We start from the raw sequence: 23095 nt of genomic DNA, 5'->3' as shown, positions 1-23095 counted from the left end.
GCGCGCGGTAAGTACAGCTTTACACGCCCTCCGGCTGCGGCCGGACACCGCCCGCCGCGGGCGCCGGGCCGGCCTCGCCGTGGAGGGCCCCGCCGTCCTCGGCGAGGGCGGCCTGGTAGTCGTTGCGGGTCCCCGGCCGGCGCCGGGTGGGCGCACGGTGCTCCAGCGCCGCCCGCAGCTGCGCCCTCCCCCGGTGGATGCGGCTGCGCACGGTGCCGAGCTTGACGCCGAGCGTGGCCGAGATCTCCTCGTACGACAGGCCCTCGATGTCGCACAGCACGACGGCGGCGCGGTACTCGGGGGCCAGCGCGTCGAGCGCGGCCTGGACGTCGGCGTCGAAGTTGGTGTCGTCGAACGCCTGCGCCGGCGTCGGCTCGCGGCCCTGGAGACGCTCGGCGGCGTCGTCGGCCAGCCCCTCGAACCGGATCCGCTGGCGGCGCCGCGCCATGTCGAGGAACAGGTTGGTGGTGATCCGGTGCAGCCAGCCTTCGAACGTGCCCGGCGTGTAGTTCGAGAGCGAACGGAACACGCGGACGAAGACCTCCTGCGTGAGGTCCTCGGCGTCGTGCTGGTTGCCGGTCAGTCGGTAGGCGAGCCGGTAGACGCGGGCGGAGTGCTCGCGCACGACCTCGTCCCAGGACGGCGGCGCCCATTCGGCCTCGGGGGCGTTCTCGCGGGTGCGAGCGGCGCTCCCGACCCCCTGCCTGGGGCCGACCCCCACAGCGCTTCTGAAACTCAGTGCTGCGACTCCCATGGTGCCGGGCTGTTCCTCTCTCGTGAGCCAAGGATCTCGCCTTGGAACGGCACGGTCTCGCCTGGGCTGGGGCGGTGCTGAACCGGTTGTTTGCTTTCCGGACCGAATACGTGCTTGCGCTTGCGCTGGTTACAACGCGCTGAAACTCCAGTTGGTTCCCTGTCAGCGATAAGGTCTTTCCCAGCATGAGCCATGCGGGGGTCCCGCGAGGAGGCAGCCATCGACGCACGAGAGGCCACCCGGGCCTATGCGGAGGATTTCCTCCCCGAAGACGAGCCGCTCCTGAACGCCAGGCGCCGCGGCGAAGAGGTCGGCGCCATGCCGATCGGCCCGGCCGGGGGCGCGGCGCTGCGCTTCCTCGCGACGCTGATCGGCGCCCGGACCGTGGTCGAGGTCGGCTCCGGCTGCGGCGTGTCCGGCGTCTGGCTGATGCGCGGGATGCCGAAGGACGGCGTGCTGACCAGCGTCGACATCGAGCCGGAGAACCAGCGGCTGGCCAAGCAGGCCTACCGGGAGGCGGGCCTGTCCGGCTTCCGCGTCCGGATGATCAGCGGCCCGGCGCTGGAGGTGCTGCCGCGGCTCACCGACGGCGCCTACGACATGGTGTTCTGCGACGCGGCGAAGCGGGAGTACCCCGAGTACCTCGTGGACGCGCTGCGGCTGCTGCGTCCCGGCGGCGTGGTCGCGTTCGACAACGCCCTCTGGCACGACCGGGTCGCCGACTCCGTTCGGCGCGACCCCGAGACCGAGGCGATCCGCGAGGTGCACCGGATGATCCGCGACGACGACCGGCTCGTCTCGCTGCTGATCCCGGTCGGCGACGGCCTGCTCTGCGCCGTGAAGCGCGACTAGCCGATGAGCGTGGACGCCGGCGCCGCCGAGGCCGAGACCGGCGAGCCGTTCGCGGTGCGGAACCGGGTGACCTGGCGCGGCGCGGGGCAGCTGACCGCGTTCGCGATCCTGTTCCTCGCGTCGGCGGGGTTCGTCACGAGCGGGGTGGTCCGCGGCGCCGGGGTGGGCAGCGTGGCGTTCATGGTCCTCGGGGTGGCCGGGCTCGCCCTGTTCGGGGCGGGCCTGCTGGCGTCGGCCGGCGCGACGCTGGCCCGCCGTCCCGTCCTGGAGCTGGACGGCGACGGGGTGCGGCGGCCCGCGCGCTGGCCGCTGCCCCGCCGGTCCGGCCGGGCCCTGGCCTGGGACGAGGTGGCCGCGATCACGGCGCTGCGGCGCGGTGTCGGCGGCACCCGCCGCGGCGAGCAGGACTACCTGGTGTTCCTGCCGGCGCCGGAGCTGGCCGAGCTGGCCCGCACGTGGGAGCGGCCGCGGCTGGTGGCGCTCACGATGCGGGACGTGCCGGCGACCGCCGCGGCCGTCCCGTGGTGCTTCGCGGTGGAGCCGGGCTGGGACGCGACGCTCCCGGAGATCGTCAAGGAGGCCCGGCGGCGGCGCCGCGTCCCGGTGATCGACCGCCGGACGAAGTGACGGGCGCGGGGCCGGTCCGCGCGGTCAGGCCGTCAGCCAGTCGAGCAGGAGGCGGACGCCGAAGCCGGTCGCGCCGCGGGTGATCTCGGCGTCCTCGGACGTGGCGCGGCCGGGGCCCGCGATGTCCAGGTGCGCCCACGGCCGGTCGCCGGCGAACTCGCGCAGGAACAGCGCCGCGGTGATGGTGCCGGCGCCGTACCCGCCGCGCCCGATGTTGTTGATGTCGGCCACGTCGGAGTCGATCGCGGCGCGGTAGTCGGCCACGAGCGGGAGCCGCCACACCGGCTCGCCCGCCGCCGTCCCGGACCGGGTGAGCGCCTCGGCGAGGGCGTCGTCGCTCGCGAGCAGCGCCGCGTGCCGCAGCCCGAGCGCGACCTTCGCGGCGCCGGTCAGCGTGGCGATGTCCACGACCGCGTCGGGGTCGAGCCGGGCGGCGGCGTAGGCGAGCGCGTCGGCGAGGACGAGCCGCCCCTCGGCGTCGGTGTTCAGCACCTCCGACGTCGTCCCGCCGTAGTGGGTGATCACGTCGCCGGGGCGCATCGACGACCCGGACGGCATGTTCTCCGCCGCGGCGACCAGCCCGGTGACGCGGGCGCGCACGCCGAGGCCGCGCAGCGCGCTCATCACCGCGATGACCACGGCGCCGCCCGCCATGTCGGTCTTCATCGTCTTCATGTTGTCGTTCGGCTTCAGCGAGAGGCCGCCGCTGTCGAACGTGATGCCCTTGCCGACCAGCACCACATGCCGCTCGGCCGGCTCCTCGGGCTCGTACAGCAGCTCGATCAGCCGGGGCGGTCGGGATGAACCGCCCCCGACGGCCAGCAGGCCGCCGAACCCCTCGTCGAGCAGCTCCTTCTCGCCGCGCACCCGCACGGTGAGGCCGTTCTCGGCGGCGACCCGCTCGGCCTCCGCGGCGAGCCAGGACGGGTCCTTCTCGCGGGACGGGGTGTTGGCGAGGTCGCGGGCCAGCGCGGTGGCGCGCGCCCGCGCCGTGCCGAGCTCGATCGCCGGGGCATCGGCCTCGGGCCCCGCCTCGGTCAGCACGGCGAGGGTGCCGAGCGGGGCGCGGGAGGGAGGCGCACCGATCTTGAAACCGTAGGAGGCGAGCAGCGCGCCCTCGGTGAAGGCGGCCAGATCGCCGTCCGGGACGCCCGCGACGAGCCCGGTCCGCCCCCTGCCGCGGCGGGCCAGCGCGGCGCCGGCCTTGCGCAGGTCGGCCGGCGCCGCCTCGCCCACCCCGTACAGCAGCAGTTCCCGCAGCCGGTCGCCGATGCGGACCTGCGCGGCGGTGATCTCGCCGGGCTCGCCCTTCGCCCGGTGCAGCGCCAGCAGCTCGTCCAGCGTGAAGGGCAGCGACGCCGCCACCTCGGCGGCCGGCGCCACCGGCCCGGACCGGACCGGCACCGCCACGGCCTCGGCCCCGAGGTCGAGGGCCGTCTGCGACACGGTGCCACCGGCACCGTGCACGCGGGTCTCGATGGGCATGGCGGCAGATCCCCCCTGATCGTGACTGGTTACGGAACGGCAAGGGCCCCGGCGTTGCGCCGGGACCGTCACCGGTGAGCGGGAGTGGCGGGGGCGTTCAGCCCACGACCTCCTTGAGGGCCTCGCCGAGCTCCTTCGCCTCGTCCGCGGAGAGTTCGACCACGAGGCGGCCGCCGCCTTCGAGCGGGACCCGCATGACGATTCCGCGGCCCTCCTTGGTCACTTCGAGCGGACCGTCTCCCGTCCGCGGCTTCATAGCCGCCATGCGTGCATCCCCTTCCTGCGTAGGGCCGCGGCCTCGCACACCTCTGGCCGCGTGGCCGCGTGTCGCATCCGCGTCATCAGTAGTGGTCCATTATCTCGTCTTCCGAGCGCGAAGTGGTAACGATCAGCCTCCAGATCGGCAGCCGGGAGGCTTGCCCGCCCCGCACGGGTTCGCCGAAGGTTGCCTGGGAAGATCTACGCAGGACCGAGAGGACGACGATGTCTGAGACCGTGCTGTACGACGTGACCGGCGGTGTGGGGACGATCACACTGAACCGTCCCGACGGGATGAACTCGCTGACCGTCGAGATGAAGGAGGCGCTGCGCGCGGCGGTGGTGCGCGCCGCCGCCGACCCGGCCGTCCGCGCGGTGGTCCTCACCGGGGCCGGGCGGGCGTTCTGCGCCGGGCAGGACCTGCGGGAGCACGCCGACAACCTCGCCGCGGGCCGGGGCCTCGACGGCACGGTGCGCGAGCACTACAACCCGATCGTGCTGGCGATCACGGGCATGCGCAAGCCGGTGGTGGCGGCGGTGAACGGCGTCGCGGCGGGCGCGGGCGCGTCGCTGGCGTTCGCCTGCGACCTGATCGTCGCCTCCGACAAGGCCCGGTTCGCGACCGCGTTCACCGGCATCGGGCTGGCCCCCGACAGCGGCATGTCCTGGACGCTGCAGCGCCTGGTCGGCCGCGCCAAGGCCGCCGAGCTGCTGCTGCTCGGCGAGCCGGTCGGGGCACCGGAGGCCCTGGAGATGGGGCTGGTGACCCGGGTCGTCCCGGCGGACGAGCTGGCCCCGGCGTCGATGGAGCTGGCGCGGCGCCTCGCGTCCGGCCCGACGGTCTCCTACGGCGCGGTCAAGGCGGCGCTCGACCACGCCGCGACGCACGACCTGGCGTCCGCCCTCGAACGGGAGGCGGAGCTGCAGGACGAGTGCGAGAAGACCGCCGACCACCACAACGCGACGGAGGCGTTCCTGAAGAAGCAGCAGCCGGAGTTCGAGGGCCGCTGACCCGACCCGGAGGGTAGGGCGTCCCCCAGCATCAAGTGGGGAGTCCGCGTCACTGCGGGCGACGGGTGTGCGCCGGTTTCCTGGACGGCATGACACAGACGGCCACCCCACCCCCTGCCGGGCAGGTCCACGACCACGTCGCCGTCGCGCGCGACGTGGTGAAGTCGTACGGGACGGGCGACGGCGCGGTGACCGCGCTGCGCGGCGTCTCGGCCGCGTTCCCCCGGGGCCGGTTCACCGCGATCATGGGGCCGTCCGGGTCCGGGAAGTCGACGTTCCTGCACTGCATGGCCGGGCTCGACACCGTCACGTCCGGCTCCGTGCTGATCGGGGACGTGGACATCACCGGGCTGTCGCGGACCCGGCTGACCAAGCTGCGCCGCGACCGGCTCGGGTTCGTGTTCCAGTCGTTCAACCTGCTGCCGATGCTGACGGCGGAGGAGAACATCCGGCTGACCGGCCGGCTCGGGAACCGCCGCGCCGACCGGGCCTGGTTCGACACCATCGTGGACGCCCTCGGCCTGCGCGAGCGGCTGTCGCACCGCCCCAGCGAACTGTCGGGCGGCCAGCAGCAGCGGGTCGCGGTGGCACGCGCGCTGCTGACCCGGCCCGAGGTGCTGTTCGCCGACGAGCCGACCGGCAACCTCGACTCCCGCTCCGGCGCCGAGGTACTGGGATTCCTGCGCCGCGCCGTCGACGCCTACCGGCAGACCGTGATCATGGTGACGCACGACCCCGGCGCCGCCGCGCACGCCGACCGGGTGCTGTTCCTCGCCGACGGGACGATCGTGCACGAGCTGCTCTCCCCGACGAGCGACCAGGTCCACGCCGTGATGCGCCGGATGGAGGGCTGAGCGCCATGTGGCTGATCGCGCGCCGTTCCTTCGCCGAGGGCTGGATGCGGCTGGCCGCCACGATGCTGGCGGCCCTGTTCTCGATCGGGCTGATCTCGGGCTCGCTGCAGTTCGGGCTGCGGGCGCAGGAGGCGGTGTCGGGCAGCGACGCCAGCGAGTACTCCCGTGCGGACGTGCTCGTCCAGGGCGGCCAGGCCGACCCCGACGACCCGTACGCGACGCCGGACGGCCGGGTCGCGCTGGGCGAGGTCGCGGGACGTCCGGGAGTGGCCGCGGCGGCGGGCGACGCGATGGTCCCCGCCACCGCGTACGGCTCGGACCGCACGCCGATCGTGCCGCCCGCGGGGGCCGGGACGGCGCTGCGGCCGTGGACGTCCGACGGCCGCCTCAACCCCTACCGCCTGGAGTCGGGCCGCGCGCCCGCCGCCGACGGCGAGGTCGCCGTCACCCGGCACGTCGCCCGCGCGGGCGGGCTGGACGTCGGCGACCCGGTGAAGGTGATGCTCCCGCAGCGGACGCGGGACATGAGGGTCGTCGGGATCGTCACCGTGCAGGGGCGCAGCGCCGTGGCGAGCGGCGACCTGCTGCTGGCGCCGCCCGCGACCGTCCAGCGGGCGGCCGGGCTCCCCGCGGGCACCTGGCAGGCCGTCTGGGTGAAGGCGGCGGGCGGCGTGCCTCCCGCGAAGCTGCGCGGCGCCCTGGCCCGCGCCCTCGGCGCGGACGTCACCGTCCGGACGGCGGCGAGCGTCCGCGACGCCCAGTCGGCCGGCCTGCGGGACTCCGGCGCCTCGATCGGCGGCGCCATCGGCATGCTGTCGTCCGTCGCGGTGTTCGTCGGGCTGTTCGTCGTCGCCAACACGTTCGGCACGCTCGTCCGGCAGCGGACCCGGCGGCTCGCGCTGCTCAGCGCGATCGGGGCGACGCCCCGCCAGATCAGGCGGCTGATCCGGCTGGAGGCCCTCGCGCTCGGCGCCGTCGCGTCGGCCGGCGGCGTGCTGGCCGGCTACCCGGTGTCGGCCCTGCTCACCCGCCTGTTCGCCGAGGACGGCTTCGACATCTCCGCCGCCGACGCGCAGTACGGCTGGATCGCGCTCGCCGTGCCCGCCGCGGCGGGCATCCTCGTCACCCAGCTCGCCGCGCGGCGGGCCGCCCGCCGCGCCGCCCGGATCTCCCCCATGCAGGCGCTGCGCGCCGCCGGCACCGACTCGGCCGGCCGCCGCTGGCCCCGCCTCCTCGGCGCGTTCGCGGTGTTCGCCCTCGCCTGGGTGTTCTTCGGCTCGGTGTTCGCGATCCGCGCCGAGGAGCCGCCCGGCCCCGACCGCACCATCGGGACGTGCGTGCTGATCCTGATGGGCTGCATGACGACGGTGGCCGCGCTCGCCGTCCTCGCCCCGTTCTTCGTCGGCCCCCTCGGCGGCCTTGTCGGGCGCGTCGGGACGGCCGTCAGCGGCGAGGCCGGCCGGCTCGCCCGCGCCACGATCACCCGCAGCCCGCGCCGGGTGTCGTCGGCCGCGTCCTCGCTCATGCTGGGCGTGGCGCTGGTCGGCGCGACCGCCCTGATCGTCCTGTCGGTGGACGCGCGGTTCGCCGCCGTCGGGCCGGAGGTGATGCGGGCCGAGCACGCGGTCGCCGCGACCGGCGTGACCTCGAACGGCCCGGTCCCCCTCCCGCGCGACACGGCGGGCAGGGCGGCGGCCGTTCCCGGGGTGTCCGCGGCGGCGGCCCTCACGGTGTCGGACATCAAGCTCGTCTCCCCCGCACCCGAGCGGCCGTCGCCCGAGGAGGACCCCGTGCCGCTCTATCTCACCGTGACGGGCGCCGACCAGGACGCGCTGCCGTCCGTCCTCAAACTCGGTGGGCGGCTCCCCCGCCTCGGCGACGGCGAGATCGCCCTCACGTCCGCCGTCATGAAGGCGCAGAAGATCAAGAAGGGGCGGCGGATCGTCGTCCGCGGGGCCCGGGGCAGGGTCGCGCTGAGGGTGGCCGCCGCCTACCACGACCCGTCCCACCTGTTCGCCGACCAGGCCGTCGTCTCCGCGGCGACGATGGACCGCCTCGACCCGGACGCGTCCACGCGGGTCGTCCTGGTCCGCGGCGGCTCCGAGCAGGCCCTCTCCCGGGCGTTCGCGGACGTGCCCGGCGTGAGGGTGCTCGGCAAGGCCGCCTACGTGAAGTCGGCGGCCGACGCGATGCGGACGGGGATGCGCGTCATCTACGGCTTCATCGGCATGTCGCTCGTCCTCGCGCTGTTCGGCATGGCGACCACGGTCTCGATGAGCGTCGCCGAGCGGACCCGGGAGTTCGGGCTGCTCGGCGCGGTCGGCGCGACGGTGACGCAGATCCGCTCGATCGTCCGCTGGGAGGCGGCGACGGTGGTCCTGCTCGGCAGCCTCCTCGGCATCGGCACGGCCCTCGGCACCGTCCTGCTGATGCACCTGGCCACGGGCAGCTCGTTCCTCGCGCCGCACCCGCCGTGGTGGCTGTTCGTCGCGGTCGTCGGCGGTGCCGCCGCCGTCACCCTGGCGACGTCGGCCCTCCCGTCCCGCCGGGCCGCCGCCGTCCCTGTTCTCGAAGCCACCCGGGCCGAGTAGTCACCGGTAGGCGCGATGGCGGTGGCAGTCCTTGAGGTGGTCGTCGACGAGGCCGCAGGCCTGCATGAGGGCGTAGGCGGTGGTGGGTCCGACGAAGCGGAAGCCGTTCTTCTTCAGCTCCTTGGCGAGGGCCTTGGAGGCGTCGGTGTAGGCGGGGACGTCGGCCGTGTCGGTGTAGACCGGGGAGTCGTGGTCGGCGTACCGCCACGCCGTCGCGGCCAGGCCGCCGGGCAGGTCGAGGGCCGCGCGGGCGTTGGCGATCGCGGCGTCGATCTTGGCGCGGTTCCGGACGATCGACGCGTCGGCCATCAGCCGGGCGACGTCGTCCGGGCCGAACGCGGCGACCTTCTCCAGGTCGAAGCCGCGGAAGGCGGCCCGGAACCCCGCGCGCTTGCGCAGGATCGTCAGCCACGACAGGCCGGACTGGAACGCCTCCAGGCACAGCCGCTCGTACAGGCCCTGGTCGTCGCGGACGGGACGGCCCCACTCGTCGTCGTGGTAGGCGACATAGTCGGGCGCCGACAGCCCCCACGGGCAGCGGGCCAGCCCGTCCTCGCCGAGAATCGCGGTGCTCACCCCGCCGTTTCTACCTCATGCCTGCGACAGTGCGGCCCTACGCCTGCGACAGTGCGGCCCTACGCCTGCGCCAAGGCGGCGAGGCGCCGCAGCCCGAGGCCCATGAACGCCTTCACGGCCGGGCCGGCGACCAGCCAGCCGGCCCGGCCGAGGGGGCCGAGGGGCAGGTCGACGCGCTCCGCCCAGATGATCCGGCTGCCCGCCCCCTCGGGGACGACCTTGAACCAGGCCTCGCCGCGCACCACCCGGCCGGTGTGCCGGACGGCGACGCGCCGGCCCGGCCGCCAGTCGGTGATGACCATGGTGTCGAGGAAGCCGACCGGGCCGACGCCCGTCCACGCCCTCAGCTCGTCGCCGACCCGGTCGCCGCCCTCGGCGCGGGTGAACGGCATCCAGTCGGCGTGCCTCGGCCAGTCGGTGAGGACCTCGAAGACCCGGTCGGGCGGGGCCGCCGAGACGGCCTCCGCGTGGACGGCGACCTCGCTCACGCGTGCTCTTCCTTGGCGCCGTCCGGTTCCGCGGACTCCTTGCGGAGCGGCACCCCGTTGCCGGTGTCCTCGATGCCGTGCAGGGCCCCGATGGGAGTGGACGGCTCCGCCTCGCCCAGGCGGCGCCGGAGGTCGCGGAGCTGCCGCTCCAGTTCGGCGACGCGGGCGTCGCGCTCGTGCAGGGCCTCGGTGAGGCGCCCGACGGCCTCGTCGGTCACCTGCATCTGGTAGCCCCAGAAGGTCGCGGGGAACCGGAGCGGCGAGGACCTCGGCCCGACGACGGGCCGGCCCTCGGCGTCCACCCGGAGCGGCGGGTAGTCGGGATGGGTCTCGGCCAGCTCGCCGCCCCTGCCCATGGCGAGGGCGACGACGGCGCCCAGCACGGCCACGCCGGCCAGGACGAGAACCACGACCACGATCACGCTCCGATCTGACGGCACCCCATCTGGAGGACGAATCCCCGCCCCCGATCGTGCCACGCTTGGGGGCATGGGGTTGCAAGAGCGGAAGGTCCTCCCACCGGACGCGCCGGTTCCCGCCGGCGCCGCGGACGCCGGCACGGCGCCCCCGGCGGACCGCGTCGAACGGCTCGCGGGGTCGGGGGGCGCCGTGCTCGTCACCCTGGAGACGGACGCGCGGGAGCCCGATCCCGGGCTGCTCGCCGCGGCGTCCGTCTACGCGTGGCTCGGGGCGACGCTGTTCCGGGTGCCGGAGTCGCAGGCGGACGGGACGCGCCAGGTGCTCGACATGGTCGCGTCCATCCAGGGCACCCGCCCTCCCGCGGTCGCCCGCCGCGGCCTCGCCTAGCGGCCGGGTCAGCCGCGCAGGCGGTGCCAGGGCCCGGTGATCGCGAACGTCGCGCCCGGGTCCGACTGGCGGTTGGCGAACAGGATCCGCCCGTCCGGGGAGAACGTCACGCCGGTGAACTCGCTGCCGTTGAGGGCGTTGCGGGCCATCGCGAACGGCCGGTCCTTGCGGGTGGTGCCGACGAGGTACTGCTCGCCGTCGCCGTCCTCGGCCAGGATCACGCCGCCGCCGAACGGGGACACGGTGATGTTGTCGGGGCCGTCGAAGCGCCCGCCCGCCGCGAAGATCAGTTGCAGCTCGATCTCGTTCCGGTGCGGGTCGTAGGTCCAGACCTGCCCGGCGTGGTCGGCGGCGCCGCCGTCGGCGGTCTTGGAGAAGCTGCAGACGAAGTACGCCTTGCCGTGCCCCCACCAGGCGCCTTCGAGCTTCTGGCTCCGCGTGATCTTGTCGAACTGCTCGCGGACGGACGTCCGCTTCGCCGCCGGGTCCGGGACGTCCACCCACTGGGCGCGCAGCCGCGTCCCCGGCTCCTGGACGGCCGACAGGTCCGGCACGCCGCGCACGTACAGCGCCTCCAGCCTCCCGCCCGACCGGTAGGCGTGGTAGCCGCCGCGGTGGGCGCGCGGCCGGAACCGGTAGAGCAGCCCGAACGGCTTGGAGGCGTCCTCGGTCAGGTAGGCGGTGAGCGTGTGCGGGTCGACGGCGACGGCCTCGTGGGCGAACCGGCCGAGCCCCTTCAGCGGGACGGGCTCGGTGCGCCGGCCGCGCGGGTCGACCTCGAAGACCCAGCCGTGGCTCTTGGTCTCGCCGCCGAAGCCCTCGGTCTCCTCGCAGGTCAGCCAGGTGCCCCACGGTGTGCGGCCGCCCGCGCAGTTCACCGCGGTCCCGGCGAGGCTGACGTACTGCGACAGCAGGTTGCCGCGGCTGTCGACCTCCAGGGTGGTGGTGCCGCCGTTGGCCGCCGGGTCGTAGGTCAGCTCGGGGGGCGCCACGGCGCGGGTGCCGTTGTCGCTCTGCTCGTGGTTGCGCACCAGGCGGGTCCGGCCGTGCCCGCTTCCGGGGAACGTGGCCATCCCGTCGTGGTGCCCGGGGACGACGACGCCGTCGGAGATGGGGTCGCCTTCGACCGACAGCGTCTTGTAGGAGAAGCCTTTGGGCAGGTCGAGGACGCCCTTGGGGTCGGGGATCAGCGGACCGTAGCCGTAGGCCTCCCCGGTCTCCGCGCCCGCGGAGGTCTGGAAGATTCCGTCCAGGCTTCCGGCGAGGGCGATGGACAGGGCGCCGGCCGCGCCGCCCTTGACGACTCCGCGACGGGTCACGGACATGGGCACTCCTTCACGTGAGGGGATCACGCGGGAGCCTGGTCGCCGCCCCTGAACCGGCGGTGAACGATCATCGTCCGGAGGGCAAACCCCCAGGACAATCTTGCCTTTCCGGGCACGGCGGCTCCGGTCAGCGGGTGCCCGCGCCCTTCAGGTCCGCGATCTCGGCGAGGACGGAGCCACCGAGATCGAACCCGCCCACGCACGCCAGGTATCCGGGGGCGTCCCAGTCGTCGCCGCCGGGCTCGCCGCCGATCGGCACGTACGTCCCGCCGGCCTGCCTGACCAGCAGCAGGCCCGCGGCGATGTCGTAGGCGTTGATGGAGGAGTCGTAGGCGACGTCCGCCCAGCCTGCGGCGACGTGCGCGAGGGTCAGCGCGGCGCTGCCGGGGCGGCGCACGGTGGCGAAGGCGTCCACGATCCGGCCGTAGCGCCGAAGCACCTCCTCGCGCCCGCCGCGCAGGTCGTGCGGGCTCGGGTAGGACGTCGCGACGACGGCGCCCCGGTCACGGGAGGCCCCGCGGCTCTCGATCGGCTCGCCGTTGCAGGTGGCGCCGCCGAGGGACGCGGTGAACATGTCGTCCCGCACCGGGTCGTACACCACGCCCGCCACCAGCTCGCCGCCGCTGACCGCGCCGATGGACACACAGAAGAACGGCAGGCCGACGGCGAAGTTGGCGGTGCCGTCGATGGGGTCCACGTACCAGCGGACGCCGCCGGACCCGTCACCCTGCACGCCGCCCTCCTCCCCCACGACGACGCTGCCGGGCGTGTGCTCGTCGAGGACGGCCCGGATGGTCTCCTCCGCCGCGCGGTCGTGCTCGGTGACCGGGTCGTGGAAGTCCCTCTTGTGGTCGACCTGCGGACGCGAGCGGAACGCCGTCCGCAGCCGGTCGCCGGTGGCGCGGGCGGCGAGCTCGGCGATTCCGGCCAGTTCCCGCGAGGCGGGGACGTCGGCGTTCATTCGGCTCCTTCTGTCGGTGCGTACGGCGGGGCACCCGCAGGCCACGGGCGCGCACACCGTCGACGGTAGTCGAGGGCCGGGCGTGGCCCGCGTTACAGGGACTTCACCACGGGCAGTGGGGTCCTAGTGCCGGATGCAGCGTCGCCGCCGTGGGGATGAGATGAAGCACAAGATCGGCCAGGACACCGTCGTCGTGGTGACGGGCGCCACGGGCGGAATCGGCCGCGCCGCCGCGCGGGCGTTCGCGGAGCGCGGCGCCGGCGTCGCCCTGCTCGCCCGTGGTGCGGAGGGACTGGACGGCGCCGCCGCCGACGTCGAGGCCGCCGGTGGGCGCGCCCTCTCGATCGGCGTGGACATGGCGGACGCCGCCCGCGTGGACGAGGCCGCGCGGCGGACCGAGGACGAGCTCGGCCCCATCGACGTGTGGGTCAACGTGGCGTTCTCCTCGGTGTTCGCGCCGTTCTGGGAGATCGGACCGGACGAGTTCGAGCGCACCACCGAGGTCACCTACCTCGGCTACGCCAACGGCACCCGGGCCGCGCTGAAGCGGATGATGCCGCGCGACCGCGGCGTGATCGTCCAGTGCGGGTCGGCGCTGGCCTACCGGGGGATCCCCTTGCAGAGCGCCTACTGCGGCGCCAAGCACGCCGTCCAGGGGCTGCACGACTCGCTGCGGGCCGAGCTGATGCACGAGGGCAGCGGCGTGAAGGTGACGATGGTGCAGATGCCGGCGGTCAACACGCCCCAGTTCGACTGGGTGCTGAACCGGCTGCCGCGCCGGCCTCAGCCCGTCCCGCCCATCTTCCAGCCGGAGATCGCGGCGGACGCGCTCGTCCACGCCGCCGAGCACCCGGGGCGGCGGGAGTACTGGATCGGCGCAAGCACGGTCGCGACGATCCTCGCCGACCGGGTCGCGGCCGGGCTGCTGGACCGCTACCTGGCCCGGACGGGGTTCTCGTCCCAGCAGACGGACAAGCGCGCCCGCGACGACCGGCCGGAGAACCTCTGGGAGCCGGCCGACGAGAACACCGATCACGGCGGACACGGCCGGTTCGACGCGCAGGCCCACGCCCGGAGCCCGCAGATGTGGGCGGGGCGGCACAAGTACCTGGTCGGCGCGGCGACCGCCGGCGCCGCCGCGGGCGCCGCGGTGGGCGCGGCCAGGCTGCTGCGGCGCTGACGGCTCGATGACCTGACGAAGAGGAGAGAGCGATGGCTCAGCAAGTGGCCGACTACGTGCTCGGGCGGCTGACCGAGTGGGGCGTGGACCGGGTCTACGGCTACCCCGGCGACGGCATCAACGGGCTGCTCGGCGCGTTCGACCGGGCCGACGGCAGGCCCGAGTTCATCCAGGCGCGGCACGAGGAGATGGCCGCTTTCATGGCCTGCGGGCACGCCAAGTTCACCGGCGAGGCGGGCGTCTGCGTCGCCACGTCCGGGCCCGGCGCGATCCACCTGCTGAACGGCCTCTACGACGCGAAGCTGGACCACCAGCCCGTGGTCGCGATCGTCGGGCAGCAGAAGCGCCTCGCCCAGGGCACGCACTACCAGCAGGAGGTCAACCTGGAGAACCTGTTCTCGGACGTCTCGGAGTACTGCCAGATCGTGATGCATCCCGGCCAGATGCGGCACGTCATCGACCGGGCGTTCAAGACGGCGCTGACCACCCGCGGCGTCGCGACGATCGTCGTCCCGGAGGACGTCCAGGAGGCGGACGCGGTGCCCTCGCCGCCGAAGGAGCACGGTTCGGTCTACTCCAGCGTGGGGTGGAGCCGGCCCCGGGTGCTGCCGGACAGGGAGGAACTGCGGAAGGCCGCGGACATCCTCAACGAGGGCGGCAGGGTCGCCATGCTGGTCGGCCAGGGCGCCGCGGACGCCGAGGCCGAGGTGATCGAGACCGCCGAGCTGCTCGGCGCCGGGGTGGCCAAGGCGCTGCTCGGCCGCGCGGTCCTGCCCGACGACCTGCCGTTCGTCACCGGCCCGATCGGCCTGCTCGGCTCCAAGGCCAGCGACGAGATGATGATGAACTGCGACACGCTGTTCATGATCGGCACGAGCTTCCCGTACGCCGAGTGGCTGCCGGACGAGGGAAGCTGCCGGGGCGTGGAGATCGACATCGACGGCCGCATGATCGGCATCCGCTACCCGATGGACGCGCACGTCGTCGGGGACGCGAAGGAGACTCTGCGCGAGCTGATCCCGCTGCTGCGGCGCAAGGAGGACCGGTCCTGGCGCGAGGAGATCGAGGAGAACGTCCGCGCCTGGGACGCGGTGATGGACAAGCGGGCGGGCCAGAGCTTCGAGGGCAAGATCAATCCGCAGGCGGTCGCGCACGAGTTGTCGCCGCTGCTGCCCGACGGCGCGATCCTCACCGCGGACTCCGGGTCGGCCACCAACTGGTGGGCCCGGCACCTCAAGCTCCGCGACGGGATGCGCGCGTCGCTGTCGGGGACGCTCGCCACGATGGGCCCGGGCGTCCCCTACGCGATCGCGGCCCGGTTCGCCTTCCCGGACCGGCCGGTGATCTGCTTCGTCGGCGACGGCGCGTTCCAGATGAACGGCATGAACGAGATGATCACCGTGAAGCGGTACGCCGGGCGGATGGCCGGTTCAGCGCCGCTGGTCTTCGCGGTGTTCAACAACCAGGACCTCAACCAGGTGACCTGGGAGCAGCGGGCGATGGGAGGCGACCCCAAGTTCGAGGGCTCGCAGTCGATCCCCGACTTCCCGTACGCCGAGTACGCCGAGCTGGCGGGGCTGAAGGGCATCTACTGCGACGAGCCCGGGAAGGTCACCGAGGCGTGGCGGGAGGCCCTCGCCAGTGACCGTCCGGTCGTGCTGGAGTTCGTGGTCGACAGCGAGATCGCCCCGATCCCGCCGCACATCATGAAGGACCAGGCCAAGAAGGCGATCAAGGCCGGGATGAAGGACCCGCAGAAGATCGGCATCGCGGCCCGCGGCTTCCGCCAGAAGCTCACCGACATGTACGAGAACATGCCGGGGCGCGGGCACTAGAGCTCGGCCTCCGCGTAGTCCTCCGGGGAGAAGTCGATGCGGGGCTGCGACCGCTCCAGCAGGTCGAAGGCCTCGGGGACGGAGTCCGTCCAGCCGACGGCGTCCCAGATCTTGGGGCGGGCGAAGCCCTGGTCGGTGAGGCCGCTCATCAGCTCGCGGAGCGGCTCGTAGACGCCGGTCGGGTCGAGGATGACGACGGGCTTGGTGTGCATGGCGAGGACGCGGGCGGTCCACACCTCGAACAGCTCCTCCAGCGTCCCGATGCCGCCGGGGAGGATGAGGAAGGCGTCGCTGCGCCGGTCCATCTCGCCCTTGCGGGAGCGCATGTCACCGGTGACGATCAGCTCGTCGTTGTCCTCGTCGGAGATCTCGACGCTGACGAGCCCCTCGGGGATCACGCCGACCGTCCGGGCGCCGCCGGCCCGCGCGGCGCGCGCGACGGCGCCCATGCACGAGACCTGGGCGCCGCCGCTGACGAGGCTGTGGCCGCGCCGGGCCAGCTCGGCGCCGGCCTCCGCGGCGAGATCGACGTAGCGGCGGTCGATCTTGCCGCTGGAGGAGCAGAACACGCAGATGGCGAGGGATTTCCGAGAGGTCACCCGGCCAATCTAACGGCTCGGGGCGGTCAGCTCGACGCGATATCGCGGCGGCGGAAGGCCGCCAGGCCGACCGCCGAGAGCGCGGCCGCGAGCACGACCAGCCAGATCATCGGCGCGGCCGTGAACGACCGGCCCGGCAGCTTCGGAATGTGGGTGAACGGCGAGACGTCGAGCGCCCACCGGTCCAGGTTCAGCCCGGCGCCGAAGAGGGTGACGACCGCGAACACCGCGACCGCGGCCCAGGCCCCGCCGGTGAACCGGGGCGCGAGGCCGAACAGCGCGAGCCCGATCGCCCCGACCAGCCAGACGGCGGGCAGTTGCGCGAGCGCGGCGCCGAGGACGCGCGGCACCTCGCGGCCGGGGTCGCCGGTGTCCAGGCCGTGCGCCAGCCCCGCGGCCAGGCCGGCGACGCCGAGCGCCGCGACCGGCCCGAGCAGGGCGAACGCCAGGTGGCTCGACGCCCACCGCAGCCGTCCCGCCGGGGTGGCGAGCAGCGGCTCGGCGCGCTGCGCGGCCTCCTCCGCGCGCAGCCGCAGCGTGGCCGAGACCGCGTAGGCGGCGGCGATCAGGCCGAGCGTGCTCATCACCGAGGCGAAGTAGGCGTCGATGATCCCACCGTCCTCCAGCCCCCACCCACCGCCTTCAATGGAAGAAGACCCCCTCTCACCACCGATGCGAGTGAAGATCTCCTCCAGGTCGGGGTTGTCCTTCATCATGTCCCCGACGCCGCCCGCCACCGCGCCGTACACGACGCCGAGCACGGCGAACCCCGCGAGCCATCCGTACAGGGGACGGCTCTGCAACCGCCACCCGAGGCCGAACGGCCCCGACAGCCGGCGGGGCCCGTCGGCGGGGCCGAGCTTCGGCGGCAGCACGCCCGCGCCCACGTCCCGCCGGGCCGACAGCACACCGGCCGCGGCGACCAGGACGGCGACGAGGGTTGCGACGAGCGCGAGCGTCCACCAGCGCTCCCCGCCGTAGGCGCGGACGCGGGTGCCCCAGCCGAGCGGGGAGAGCCAGCCCAGCCACGACAGGCCGTTGCCGGCGCCGCCGACGTCGGCGGCCATCCGGACCGTGAACGCGGCGCCGAGCGCGGCGACGGCCGTCCCGCGGGCGGCGCCGGCCCCCTCGCTGAGCTGGGCGGTGACGCCCGCGACGGCGGCGAACACGCATCCGGCCGCGGCCAGTTGCAGGCCGAACGCCAGCGAGCCCGCGAGGGGCAGGCCCTGCGCGGCCATGCCCGCGGTGAGCAGCGCGGCGAGCACGAGGTTCGCCGCCATGGTCACCAGAAGCGCGGCGGCCAGGCCGGCGCCGCGGCCGGTGACGGTGGCGCCGAGCAGCTCGCGGCGGCCCGCCTCCTCCTCGGCCCGGGTGTGCCGGACGACCGTGAGCGCGCTGATCAGCCCGATGATCACGGGGATGAAGCCGCACCGCTGGGCGATGATCCCGCCGAGGTCGGGGCTGTACAACGGCCCGTACAGCGCGAGGAACGTCGGGTTCGTCCCGGAGGTGTGCGCGTACTGGAGGCGGTCCGCGGCGGTCGGGTAGAGGCTCTCGGTGGCCTCGACGAAGTTGACGGGGATGAGGGTCAGCACCACGATCCAGGCCGGGAGGACGAACCGGTCGCGCCGCAGGATCAGCCGGACGAGGCCGCCGGTCCCGGTGAGCGCGGTCATCGCACGGCCTCCGCGGGGAGCTCGTCCTTGTAGTGGCGCAGGAACAGCTCCTCCAGCGTCGGCGGCCGGCTGACCAGGCTCCGCACGCCCGCCTCGGTGAGCTGCCGCAGGGCGGCGTCCAGCGCGGTGGTCTCCACCTCGAACCGGATCTTGTTGCCGTCGATGCGGACGTCGTGCGCGCCCGGCAGCGGGAGCCCGTCCGGCGGGGACGCCAGCTCGGCGTCGATGGACGTGCGGGTCAGGTGCCGCAGCTCGGCGAGCGTCCCGCTCTCCACCGCGACGCCCTTGCGGATGATCGTCACCCGGTCGCAGAGCGCCTCGACCTCGGACAGGATGTGGCTGGACAGCAGGATCGTCCGGCCGTCGCGCCGCTCCTCCCTGACGCACTCCTGGAACACCTCCTCCATGAGGGGGTCCAGGCCGGAGGTGGGCTCGTCCAGGAGCAGCAGCTCAGCCTCGGACGCCAGCGCGGCGACCAGCCCGACCTTCTGCCGGTTGCCCTTGGAGTAGGCGCGGCCCTTCTTGCGCGGGTCGAGCTCGAACCGGTCGAGCAACTCGGCCTTGCGGCGCGGGTTCACGCCGCCGCGCATCCGGCCGAGCAGGTCGATCACCTCGCCGCCGGACAGGTTCGGCCACAGCGTCACGTCGCCGGGGACGTAGGCGAGGCGGCGGTGCAGCTCGGTCGCGTCCCGCCATGGGTCGCCGCCGAGCAGCCGGACGGCGCCGGCGTCGCCGCGCAGCAGGCCGAGCAGGACGCGGATGGTGGTCGACTTCCCCGCGCCGTTCGGGCCGAGGAAGCCGTGCACCTCGCCGGACCGGACGGTCAGGTCGAGGCCGTCGAGCGCGCGCGTCCGGCCGAAGCTCTTGACCAGGCCGGAGACGGATACGGGGGGCGTGTCGGTGGTCACCGGTCCTCCTCGCGGGGGGACTGCCCGCCGGCCGCGGGCAGGGCTTTCAGGGCGGCGCGCGTCTGCGCCGCCAGTTCGGGCGATATGAGGCTGTCCGTGAGGACGTCCAGCATCGCGAGCGCCATCCGGGGGTAGCCGTCGCCCGTGAGGATGTCGGCGCCGAGCGCCCTGGACATGTGCTCGTGCAGGACGATCAGGCCGAAGTTCATGCCGGTCATGACGGTCGCGTAGCCGTGCACGTCGTCGGTCCGCGGTTTGTCGATCCTGGGGGCCCCGCGTTCGAGGACCTCCTCGCTGTACTCCACCGCGTCGTCGAACAGCGCCGCCGCGGCCGCCGAACCGTCGGTCAGGGCGCGGGCCACGTAGCGCTGGATGGGCAGGGCCGTCCGCATCGCGATCGACAGGAAGTTCGGGCTGGCCATGCCGCCGCGGAGCGCCTCGCTCTTGGTCTCGCGGATGACCTCGATCACGTGGGCGTCGCAGGCTTCGCGGAGCGCCTCCTTGGTCCCGTAGTGGTGCTGGACGAGGGCGGGCGACACCCCGGCGGCCTTCGCGATGCCGCGGATCGTCGCGCCCTTCACCCCGTGCTCGGCGAACTCCGCCAGGGCCGCGTCCCGGATGCGGGCGCGCCCGGTCAAATCCTCGGCCCGCTCGCTCGGCGCCATGCTCCACCCCTGTACCGACGTTCAGTAACCTGTACGCTTGTACACTGTACATCGGTACAGGCTCCTGTCAACGGGGCGGGGGGCCGCGGGGTCAGCCGCCGGGCAGCTCGCCGAGCTTCACCTGGACCTGCTTCCTCGAACCGTCCGCCTTCTGGACCTCGACCTGCGCCGTGCCACCGGGCTTGAGGGTCGCGAGGACGGACGACAGCGCGGTCTGGTCGGGCGTCGGCGTGCCGTTCACCGACAGGATCAGGTCCCCGGCCTGGATGCCCGCCGCCGCGGCGCCGCCGCCCTGCTGGACCTCGGCCACGGCGACCGCGGTCCGCTGCCCGCTCTGCGGGTCGACGATCGTGCGCACCACCACGCCGAGCGCGGCCCGGCCGGAGTTGGACACCTTCCCCGTCCGGACGAGCTGCGGGACGATCCGCTTCACCGTGTCGCTCGGCGTCGCGAAGCCGATGCCCGCCGCCGCGGCGCCGATCTGCGGGTCGGACGCCGCCGCCGTCGGGATGCCGATGACCTGCCCCTCCAGCGTCACCAGCGCGCCGCCGCTGTTGCCCGGGTTGATCGCCGCGCTCGTCTGGATGGCGTCGGCGATCGTCGACCCCTGGAAGGCGCCCTCCCCCTTCGTGGACACCGTCCGGTGCAGCGCGGAGACGATCCCGTTGGTCACGCTCCCGGCCAGCCCGAGCGGGTTGCCCATCGCGAGGACGATCTGGCCGACCTTGGCCTTGCCCGACTCGCCCCACGACGCCGGCCTCAGCGAGCCGCCGTCCACCTTGACGACGGCCAGGTCGTCGGCGGCGAACGCGCCCACCGGCGAGGCCGCCAGCGGGGAGCCGCCGCCGGACGAGGTGACCTCGATCTTCTTCGCTCCGGCGACCACGTGCGCGTTCGTGACGATGTCCCCCTGGTCGTCGAAGACGACGCCGGAGCCCTGCCCCTGGTCGGTCTGGATCTTCACCACCGACGGCAGGACGGCGTCCACGACCTTCTCGTACTGCTGCTGCAGGTCCGCCGCCGCCCCCGAGACGGGCGCCGTCGTCCGCGCGGTCGCCGAGCCGGCCTCCTCACCGTTCCCGCTGCATCCGGCGAGTGCCAGAGTCCCCGCCGCCGCCAGCGCGCACGCCCTCACTTTCGCGTCCATGTCCACCTCCTGGGTGAACACTTCCCCCGCTCCGGGGAACAGGCGCGGGTGAGGTCACGTTTTCGCCGCCTTGTCGCAAGACTTCTGCGCCGGCCCGCCGGTCGGGACAGGGCCGGTTGGACAGGACGGTGCCCGCCGAGGCCGCGGACACGCACCCGACGGCGAGCCAGGACGCCCAGGACAGGTGCTCGCCCAGCAGGACGAGACCGGCCAGGGCCCCGGCGGCGGGCTCCAGGCTGACCATCACGGCGACCACGTGGTCGGGCAGCCGGCGCAGCGCCGCCACGTCCAGAGACCACGGGACGACGGCCGAGAGCAGCGCGACGCCGAGCCCCGCGAGCAATACCTCCGGCCGCAGCAGCGCGTCAGGGGCCGACGGCGCGAGGGGCAGGACGAGGACCGCCGCGAACGCCACGGCCCACGTGAGCGGGGCCCCGTCCAGCATGCCGGCGCGCTTGTTCAGGACGAGGTAGGCGGCCATGCAGGCGCCGGAGGCCAGCGCGAACGCGGCCCCCGCGAGCGGGACCGGCGAGCCCGACGGCCCGTAGAGCAGGAACACCCCGGTCCCCGCGAGCGCGGCCCACACCAGGTCGGCCGGGCGCCGCGCCCTCACCAGCGCGAGCGTCAGCGGGCCGAGGAACTGCAGCGTGGAGGCCACCCCGACCGGGAGCCGCTCGATCGCCGGATAGATCAGCTGCATCCCGGCGATGGCCGTCCCCAGGGCGGCGATCAGGCCGAGCGAGCCCCGGCGCGGCAGCGGGGGACGGCGGGCGAGCAAGACGAGCGCCGCGAACACCAGCCGCAGCACCACCACCCCCGGCGCGCCCGCGAGCCCGAACATCGCCTTGCCGCAGGCCTGGCCCGCCTGGATCGAGACCACGCTGCCAAGGATCAGCAGTGGAGCGGGAACGCGCCGGCTCGCGTCCTTTCCGATGGCCATACGACCACCCTGCGAGGCGGCGACCGTTCGCGTCCATCGAAAGAATCCGCACACCATCGTGTTGAATGGCCGCATGATCGACCACCGCCTGCAGACGCTGCGGGTCCTGCGGGAGCGCGGCACGGTGACCGCGACCGCGGAGGCGCTGCACCTGACGCCCTCCACGGTGTCGCAGCAGCTCCGCCAGCTCGCCCGCGACCTCGGCGTCGAGCTGCTGGAGGCGCAGGGGCGGAGGGTGCGGCTCACCGCCGCGGCGCACACGGTGCTGCGGCACGCCGACGTCCTGTCCGCGCAGTGGGAGCGCGCCCGCGCCGACCTCGCCGGGCACCGCGCCGGGACGTCCGGCCAGGTGCGGTTCTGCAGCGTCTCCAGCGCCCTCGCCGCGCTCGTGGCCCCGGCCGCCGCCCGGCTCCGCGAGCGACACCCCGGCGTCGCCGTCCACATGAGCGAGCGGGAGAGCGAGGACGCCGCCCACCTGCTCCTCGCCCGGCACTTCGACGTCGCCGTGGTCATCCCCGGCGGGCACACCCCCGCGCCGGACGACGCCCGGTTCGCGCAGTGGCCGGTGCTCGACGAGCCGCAGGACCTCCTCGTCGCGCGGGGGCACCCGCTCGCCGCCGGCGGGACGGCCCGGCTCGCCGACGCCGCCGCCGAGCCCTGGATCGGCTCGCCGGCCCGGATCGACCAGCACCGGCTCATGCTCGCCGCCTGCGGCGCCGCCGGCTACACGCCCCGCATCGCCCACGAGGCCAACGAGTGGTTCGCCGTCTCGGCGCTGGTCGCCGCCGGCTTCGGCGTCGGCCTGGTGCCCCGGCTCGCCCCGCTGCCGCCGGCGGACGCGGTCGTGCGGGTGCCGCTGCGGGGCGAGGTGGTCCCGTCGCGGCGCGTCATCGCGATCGTCCGGCGCGGCAGCGACCGCCAGCCGCCGATCGCGCGGGCCCTGGAGGCGCTGCACGAGGCGGCGGAGCGGCACCGCGCCGGCTGAGCCGGATCAGCGCGCGGGCGGCGCGGTGGAGGCCCGGACGACGAGGTCCGGGACGACCGTGACGACGTCGCGGCCCGGCCCGGTGAGCAGCTTAGCTCCCAGGCCCGACGGCCGAGGTCCTGCTTGCGGACGCGGACGGTCGTCAGCCGCGGGGTGACCAGCCGGCTGAGCGAGGTGTCGTCGAACCCGGTCAGGGAGACCTCGGCGGGCACGCCGACGCCCAGCTCGTCCAGCCGGGCCAGCACCCCCAGCGCCACGTGGTCGCTGAAGGCGACGACGGCGGTCGCGCCCGCACCTCCGCGAAGCAGGGGTTGCTCAGGTCGGGGACGACCATCCCGATCGTGTGCGTGGCGCCGCGGAGCAGGCCCTGCGCCGCCGGGTTGGGCCGGTACCCGAGCCGCTCGACGGCCGCGCGGACCCGCCGCTCCAGGTCGGCGGAGACCGCCTTGGCGCCCGACAGCACCCGGGACACGGTCGCCGGCGACACGGCGGCCTCCCGCGCCACGTCGTTGATCGTCGCCCGGGCCGGCCGACTCCCCGCGCGCTCGCTCCCCATGGCCGCATTGAACCC

General features: G+C 74.4%; 23 protein-coding genes and 2 pseudogenes. 9 read left to right on the top strand and 16 right to left on the bottom strand.

All coding sequences use genetic code 11. The annotated features are described in order from the left end of the window. Positions 1-19 precede the first annotated feature (19 nt). On the bottom strand, positions 20-754 hold the full coding sequence (gene sigE / locus K8Z49_RS40090; protein ID WP_235206530.1) for an RNA polymerase sigma factor SigE: 735 nt from the start codon (positions 752-754) through the stop codon (positions 20-22). A gap of 192 nt (positions 755-946) precedes the next feature. Here sigE and K8Z49_RS40085 point away from each other — a divergent pair, with 192 nt between their 5' ends. Further along, positions 947-1606, top strand: coding sequence for an O-methyltransferase (locus K8Z49_RS40085; protein WP_412516655.1), 660 nt, complete (start codon positions 947-949; stop codon positions 1604-1606). A gap of 3 nt (positions 1607-1609) precedes the next feature. Further along, positions 1610-2233 carry a hypothetical protein gene (locus tag K8Z49_RS40080; protein WP_024936188.1) on the top strand — a complete coding sequence of 208 codons (624 nt, stop codon included), beginning with the start codon at positions 1610-1612 and terminating at the stop codon, positions 2231-2233. 24 nt (positions 2234-2257) lie between these two features. Here K8Z49_RS40080 and K8Z49_RS40075 read toward each other — a convergent pair whose 3' ends face one another. Further along, positions 2258-3718, bottom strand: coding sequence for a leucyl aminopeptidase family protein (locus tag K8Z49_RS40075; RefSeq protein WP_412516654.1), 1461 nt, complete (start codon positions 3716-3718; stop codon positions 2258-2260). A gap of 97 nt (positions 3719-3815) precedes the next feature. Further along, positions 3816-3983 (bottom strand): DUF3117 domain-containing protein, encoded by a 168-nt coding sequence (locus K8Z49_RS40070; protein ID WP_075022250.1) that lies wholly within the window; start codon positions 3981-3983, stop codon positions 3816-3818. Between the two features lie 218 nt (positions 3984-4201). Between K8Z49_RS40070 and K8Z49_RS40065 the strand changes: the two genes are divergently transcribed. The 3 genes from K8Z49_RS40065 (at position 4202) to K8Z49_RS40055 (ending at position 8432) form a co-directional block, all read left to right on the top strand. Then, positions 4202-4987 (top strand): enoyl-CoA hydratase-related protein, encoded by a 786-nt coding sequence (locus tag K8Z49_RS40065; protein ID WP_412516653.1) that lies wholly within the window; start codon positions 4202-4204, stop codon positions 4985-4987. Between the two features lie 89 nt (positions 4988-5076). Continuing rightward, positions 5077-5841: an ABC transporter ATP-binding protein gene (locus K8Z49_RS40060; protein WP_111832311.1), complete on the top strand. Its 765-nt coding sequence runs from the start codon at positions 5077-5079 to the stop codon at positions 5839-5841. Positions 5842-5846: 5 nt separating this feature from the next. Further along, a complete protein-coding gene (locus K8Z49_RS40055; RefSeq protein ID WP_412516652.1) occupies positions 5847-8432 on the top strand; it encodes an FtsX-like permease family protein in 2586 nt (861 codons plus the stop codon). On the opposite strand, the gene K8Z49_RS40050 is transcribed toward K8Z49_RS40055, so the two are convergent. The 3 genes from K8Z49_RS40050 to K8Z49_RS40040 are packed head-to-tail and all read right to left on the bottom strand — an operon-like array spanning position 8433 to position 9918. Then, complete coding sequence (locus K8Z49_RS40050; protein ID WP_111831932.1) at positions 8433-9008, bottom strand: DNA-3-methyladenine glycosylase I; 576 nt, start codon at positions 9006-9008, stop codon at positions 8433-8435. It abuts the gene before it with no gap. A gap of 59 nt (positions 9009-9067) precedes the next feature. Then, positions 9068-9496 (bottom strand): SRPBCC family protein, encoded by a 429-nt coding sequence (locus tag K8Z49_RS40045; RefSeq protein ID WP_021598555.1) that lies wholly within the window; start codon positions 9494-9496, stop codon positions 9068-9070. Next, positions 9493-9918 (bottom strand): hypothetical protein, encoded by a 426-nt coding sequence (locus tag K8Z49_RS40040; RefSeq protein ID WP_021598556.1) that lies wholly within the window; start codon positions 9916-9918, stop codon positions 9493-9495. The genes K8Z49_RS40045 and K8Z49_RS40040 overlap by 4 nt, the downstream gene beginning before the upstream one ends. Before the next feature lie 67 nt (positions 9919-9985). Here K8Z49_RS40040 and K8Z49_RS40035 point away from each other — a divergent pair, with 67 nt between their 5' ends. Next, on the top strand, positions 9986-10303 hold the full coding sequence (locus K8Z49_RS40035) for a hypothetical protein (protein WP_024935356.1): 318 nt from the start codon (positions 9986-9988) through the stop codon (positions 10301-10303). 8 nt (positions 10304-10311) lie between these two features. On the opposite strand, the gene K8Z49_RS40030 is transcribed toward K8Z49_RS40035, so the two are convergent. Beyond that, complete coding sequence (locus K8Z49_RS40030; protein ID WP_412516651.1) at positions 10312-11628, bottom strand: alkaline phosphatase PhoX; 1317 nt, start codon at positions 11626-11628, stop codon at positions 10312-10314. A gap of 127 nt (positions 11629-11755) precedes the next feature. Continuing rightward, complete coding sequence (locus K8Z49_RS40025) at positions 11756-12589, bottom strand: inositol monophosphatase family protein (RefSeq protein WP_021598559.1); 834 nt, start codon at positions 12587-12589, stop codon at positions 11756-11758. Positions 12590-12749: 160 nt separating this feature from the next. Here K8Z49_RS40025 and K8Z49_RS40020 point away from each other — a divergent pair, with 160 nt between their 5' ends. Both K8Z49_RS40020 and K8Z49_RS40015 read left to right on the top strand, forming a co-directional pair. Beyond that, on the top strand, positions 12750-13769 hold the full coding sequence (locus K8Z49_RS40020; protein WP_412516650.1) for an SDR family oxidoreductase: 1020 nt from the start codon (positions 12750-12752) through the stop codon (positions 13767-13769). Between the two features lie 32 nt (positions 13770-13801). After that, positions 13802-15604 (top strand): thiamine pyrophosphate-requiring protein, encoded by a 1803-nt coding sequence (locus tag K8Z49_RS40015; RefSeq protein ID WP_412516649.1) that lies wholly within the window; start codon positions 13802-13804, stop codon positions 15602-15604. On the opposite strand, the gene K8Z49_RS40010 is transcribed toward K8Z49_RS40015, so the two are convergent. The 6 genes from K8Z49_RS40010 to K8Z49_RS39985 form a co-directional block, all read right to left on the bottom strand. Next, complete coding sequence (locus tag K8Z49_RS40010; protein WP_235206421.1) at positions 15601-16203, bottom strand: TIGR00730 family Rossman fold protein; 603 nt, start codon at positions 16201-16203, stop codon at positions 15601-15603. The genes K8Z49_RS40015 and K8Z49_RS40010 overlap by 4 nt on opposite strands. Before the next feature lie 26 nt (positions 16204-16229). Continuing rightward, entirely contained in the window at positions 16230-17879 is a 1650-nt protein-coding gene (locus tag K8Z49_RS40005; protein WP_412516648.1) for an ABC transporter permease, read from the bottom strand. Further along, positions 17876-18787, bottom strand: a complete 912-nt coding sequence (locus K8Z49_RS40000; protein ID WP_021595169.1) for an ABC transporter ATP-binding protein — start codon at positions 18785-18787, stop codon at positions 17876-17878. The genes K8Z49_RS40005 and K8Z49_RS40000 overlap by 4 nt, the downstream gene beginning before the upstream one ends. Next, a complete protein-coding gene (locus K8Z49_RS39995; RefSeq protein ID WP_412516647.1) occupies positions 18784-19452 on the bottom strand; it encodes a TetR/AcrR family transcriptional regulator in 669 nt (222 codons plus the stop codon). Before K8Z49_RS39995 ends, K8Z49_RS40000 begins: the two co-directional genes overlap by 4 nt. Before the next feature lie 91 nt (positions 19453-19543). Beyond that, positions 19544-20599, bottom strand: coding sequence for a S1C family serine protease (locus K8Z49_RS39990; protein ID WP_412516646.1), 1056 nt, complete (start codon positions 20597-20599; stop codon positions 19544-19546). Beyond that, positions 20523-21539 carry an EamA family transporter gene (locus K8Z49_RS39985; RefSeq protein ID WP_412516645.1) on the bottom strand — a complete coding sequence of 339 codons (1017 nt, stop codon included), beginning with the start codon at positions 21537-21539 and terminating at the stop codon, positions 20523-20525. The genes K8Z49_RS39990 and K8Z49_RS39985 overlap by 77 nt, the downstream gene beginning before the upstream one ends. Positions 21540-21612: 73 nt before the next feature. Here K8Z49_RS39985 and K8Z49_RS39980 point away from each other — a divergent pair, with 73 nt between their 5' ends. Then, positions 21613-22524: a LysR family transcriptional regulator gene (locus K8Z49_RS39980; protein WP_021595173.1), complete on the top strand. Its 912-nt coding sequence runs from the start codon at positions 21613-21615 to the stop codon at positions 22522-22524. A 152-nt stretch (positions 22525-22676) separates the two neighbouring features. Here the strand turns inward: K8Z49_RS39980 and K8Z49_RS39975 are convergent. Next, positions 22677-22781 (bottom strand): annotated as a pseudogene (locus K8Z49_RS39975) (substrate-binding domain-containing protein); the annotation flags it as partial. Between the two features lie 134 nt (positions 22782-22915). Beyond that, positions 22916-23080, bottom strand: a pseudogene (locus tag K8Z49_RS39970) (LacI family DNA-binding transcriptional regulator); the annotation flags it as partial. Positions 23081-23095: the final 15 nt, after the last annotated feature.

This window comes from Actinomadura madurae (assembly GCF_047130825.1).
Taxonomy (GTDB): domain Bacteria; phylum Actinomycetota; class Actinomycetes; order Streptosporangiales; family Streptosporangiaceae; genus Spirillospora; species Spirillospora madurae.
Note: the sequence above shows the minus strand (reverse complement) of the source record. Positions and strands in the feature narration are given on the sequence as shown.

What these genes read in the sequence shown, in the direction of transcription:
- sigE (WP_235206530.1), bottom strand. Translation starts at nt 754, where the DNA reads ATGGGAGTCGCAGCACTGAGTTTCAGAAGCGCTGTGGGGGTCGGCCCC.
- K8Z49_RS40085 (WP_412516655.1), top strand. Translation starts at nt 947, where the DNA reads ATGCGGGGGTCCCGCGAGGAGGCAGCCATCGACGCACGAGAGGCCACC.
- K8Z49_RS40080 (WP_024936188.1), top strand. Translation starts at nt 1,610, where the DNA reads ATGAGCGTGGACGCCGGCGCCGCCGAGGCCGAGACCGGCGAGCCGTTC.
- K8Z49_RS40075 (WP_412516654.1), bottom strand. Translation starts at nt 3,718, where the DNA reads ATGCCCATCGAGACCCGCGTGCACGGTGCCGGTGGCACCGTGTCGCAG.
- K8Z49_RS40070 (WP_075022250.1), bottom strand. Translation starts at nt 3,983, where the DNA reads ATGGCGGCTATGAAGCCGCGGACGGGAGACGGTCCGCTCGAAGTGACC.
- K8Z49_RS40065 (WP_412516653.1), top strand. Translation starts at nt 4,202, where the DNA reads ATGTCTGAGACCGTGCTGTACGACGTGACCGGCGGTGTGGGGACGATC.
- K8Z49_RS40060 (WP_111832311.1), top strand. Translation starts at nt 5,077, where the DNA reads ATGACACAGACGGCCACCCCACCCCCTGCCGGGCAGGTCCACGACCAC.
- K8Z49_RS40055 (WP_412516652.1), top strand. Translation starts at nt 5,847, where the DNA reads ATGTGGCTGATCGCGCGCCGTTCCTTCGCCGAGGGCTGGATGCGGCTG.
- K8Z49_RS40035 (WP_024935356.1), top strand. Translation starts at nt 9,986, where the DNA reads ATGGGGTTGCAAGAGCGGAAGGTCCTCCCACCGGACGCGCCGGTTCCC.
- K8Z49_RS40030 (WP_412516651.1), bottom strand. Translation starts at nt 11,628, where the DNA reads ATGTCCGTGACCCGTCGCGGAGTCGTCAAGGGCGGCGCGGCCGGCGCC.
- K8Z49_RS40025 (WP_021598559.1), bottom strand. Translation starts at nt 12,589, where the DNA reads ATGAACGCCGACGTCCCCGCCTCGCGGGAACTGGCCGGAATCGCCGAG.
- K8Z49_RS40020 (WP_412516650.1), top strand. Translation starts at nt 12,750, where the DNA reads ATGAAGCACAAGATCGGCCAGGACACCGTCGTCGTGGTGACGGGCGCC.
- K8Z49_RS40015 (WP_412516649.1), top strand. Translation starts at nt 13,802, where the DNA reads ATGGCTCAGCAAGTGGCCGACTACGTGCTCGGGCGGCTGACCGAGTGG.
- K8Z49_RS40005 (WP_412516648.1), bottom strand. Translation starts at nt 17,879, where the DNA reads ATGACCGCGCTCACCGGGACCGGCGGCCTCGTCCGGCTGATCCTGCGG.
- K8Z49_RS39995 (WP_412516647.1), bottom strand. Translation starts at nt 19,452, where the DNA reads ATGGCGCCGAGCGAGCGGGCCGAGGATTTGACCGGGCGCGCCCGCATC.
- K8Z49_RS39990 (WP_412516646.1), bottom strand. Translation starts at nt 20,599, where the DNA reads ATGGACGCGAAAGTGAGGGCGTGCGCGCTGGCGGCGGCGGGGACTCTG.
- K8Z49_RS39985 (WP_412516645.1), bottom strand. Translation starts at nt 21,539, where the DNA reads ATGGCCATCGGAAAGGACGCGAGCCGGCGCGTTCCCGCTCCACTGCTG.
- K8Z49_RS39980 (WP_021595173.1), top strand. Translation starts at nt 21,613, where the DNA reads ATGATCGACCACCGCCTGCAGACGCTGCGGGTCCTGCGGGAGCGCGGC.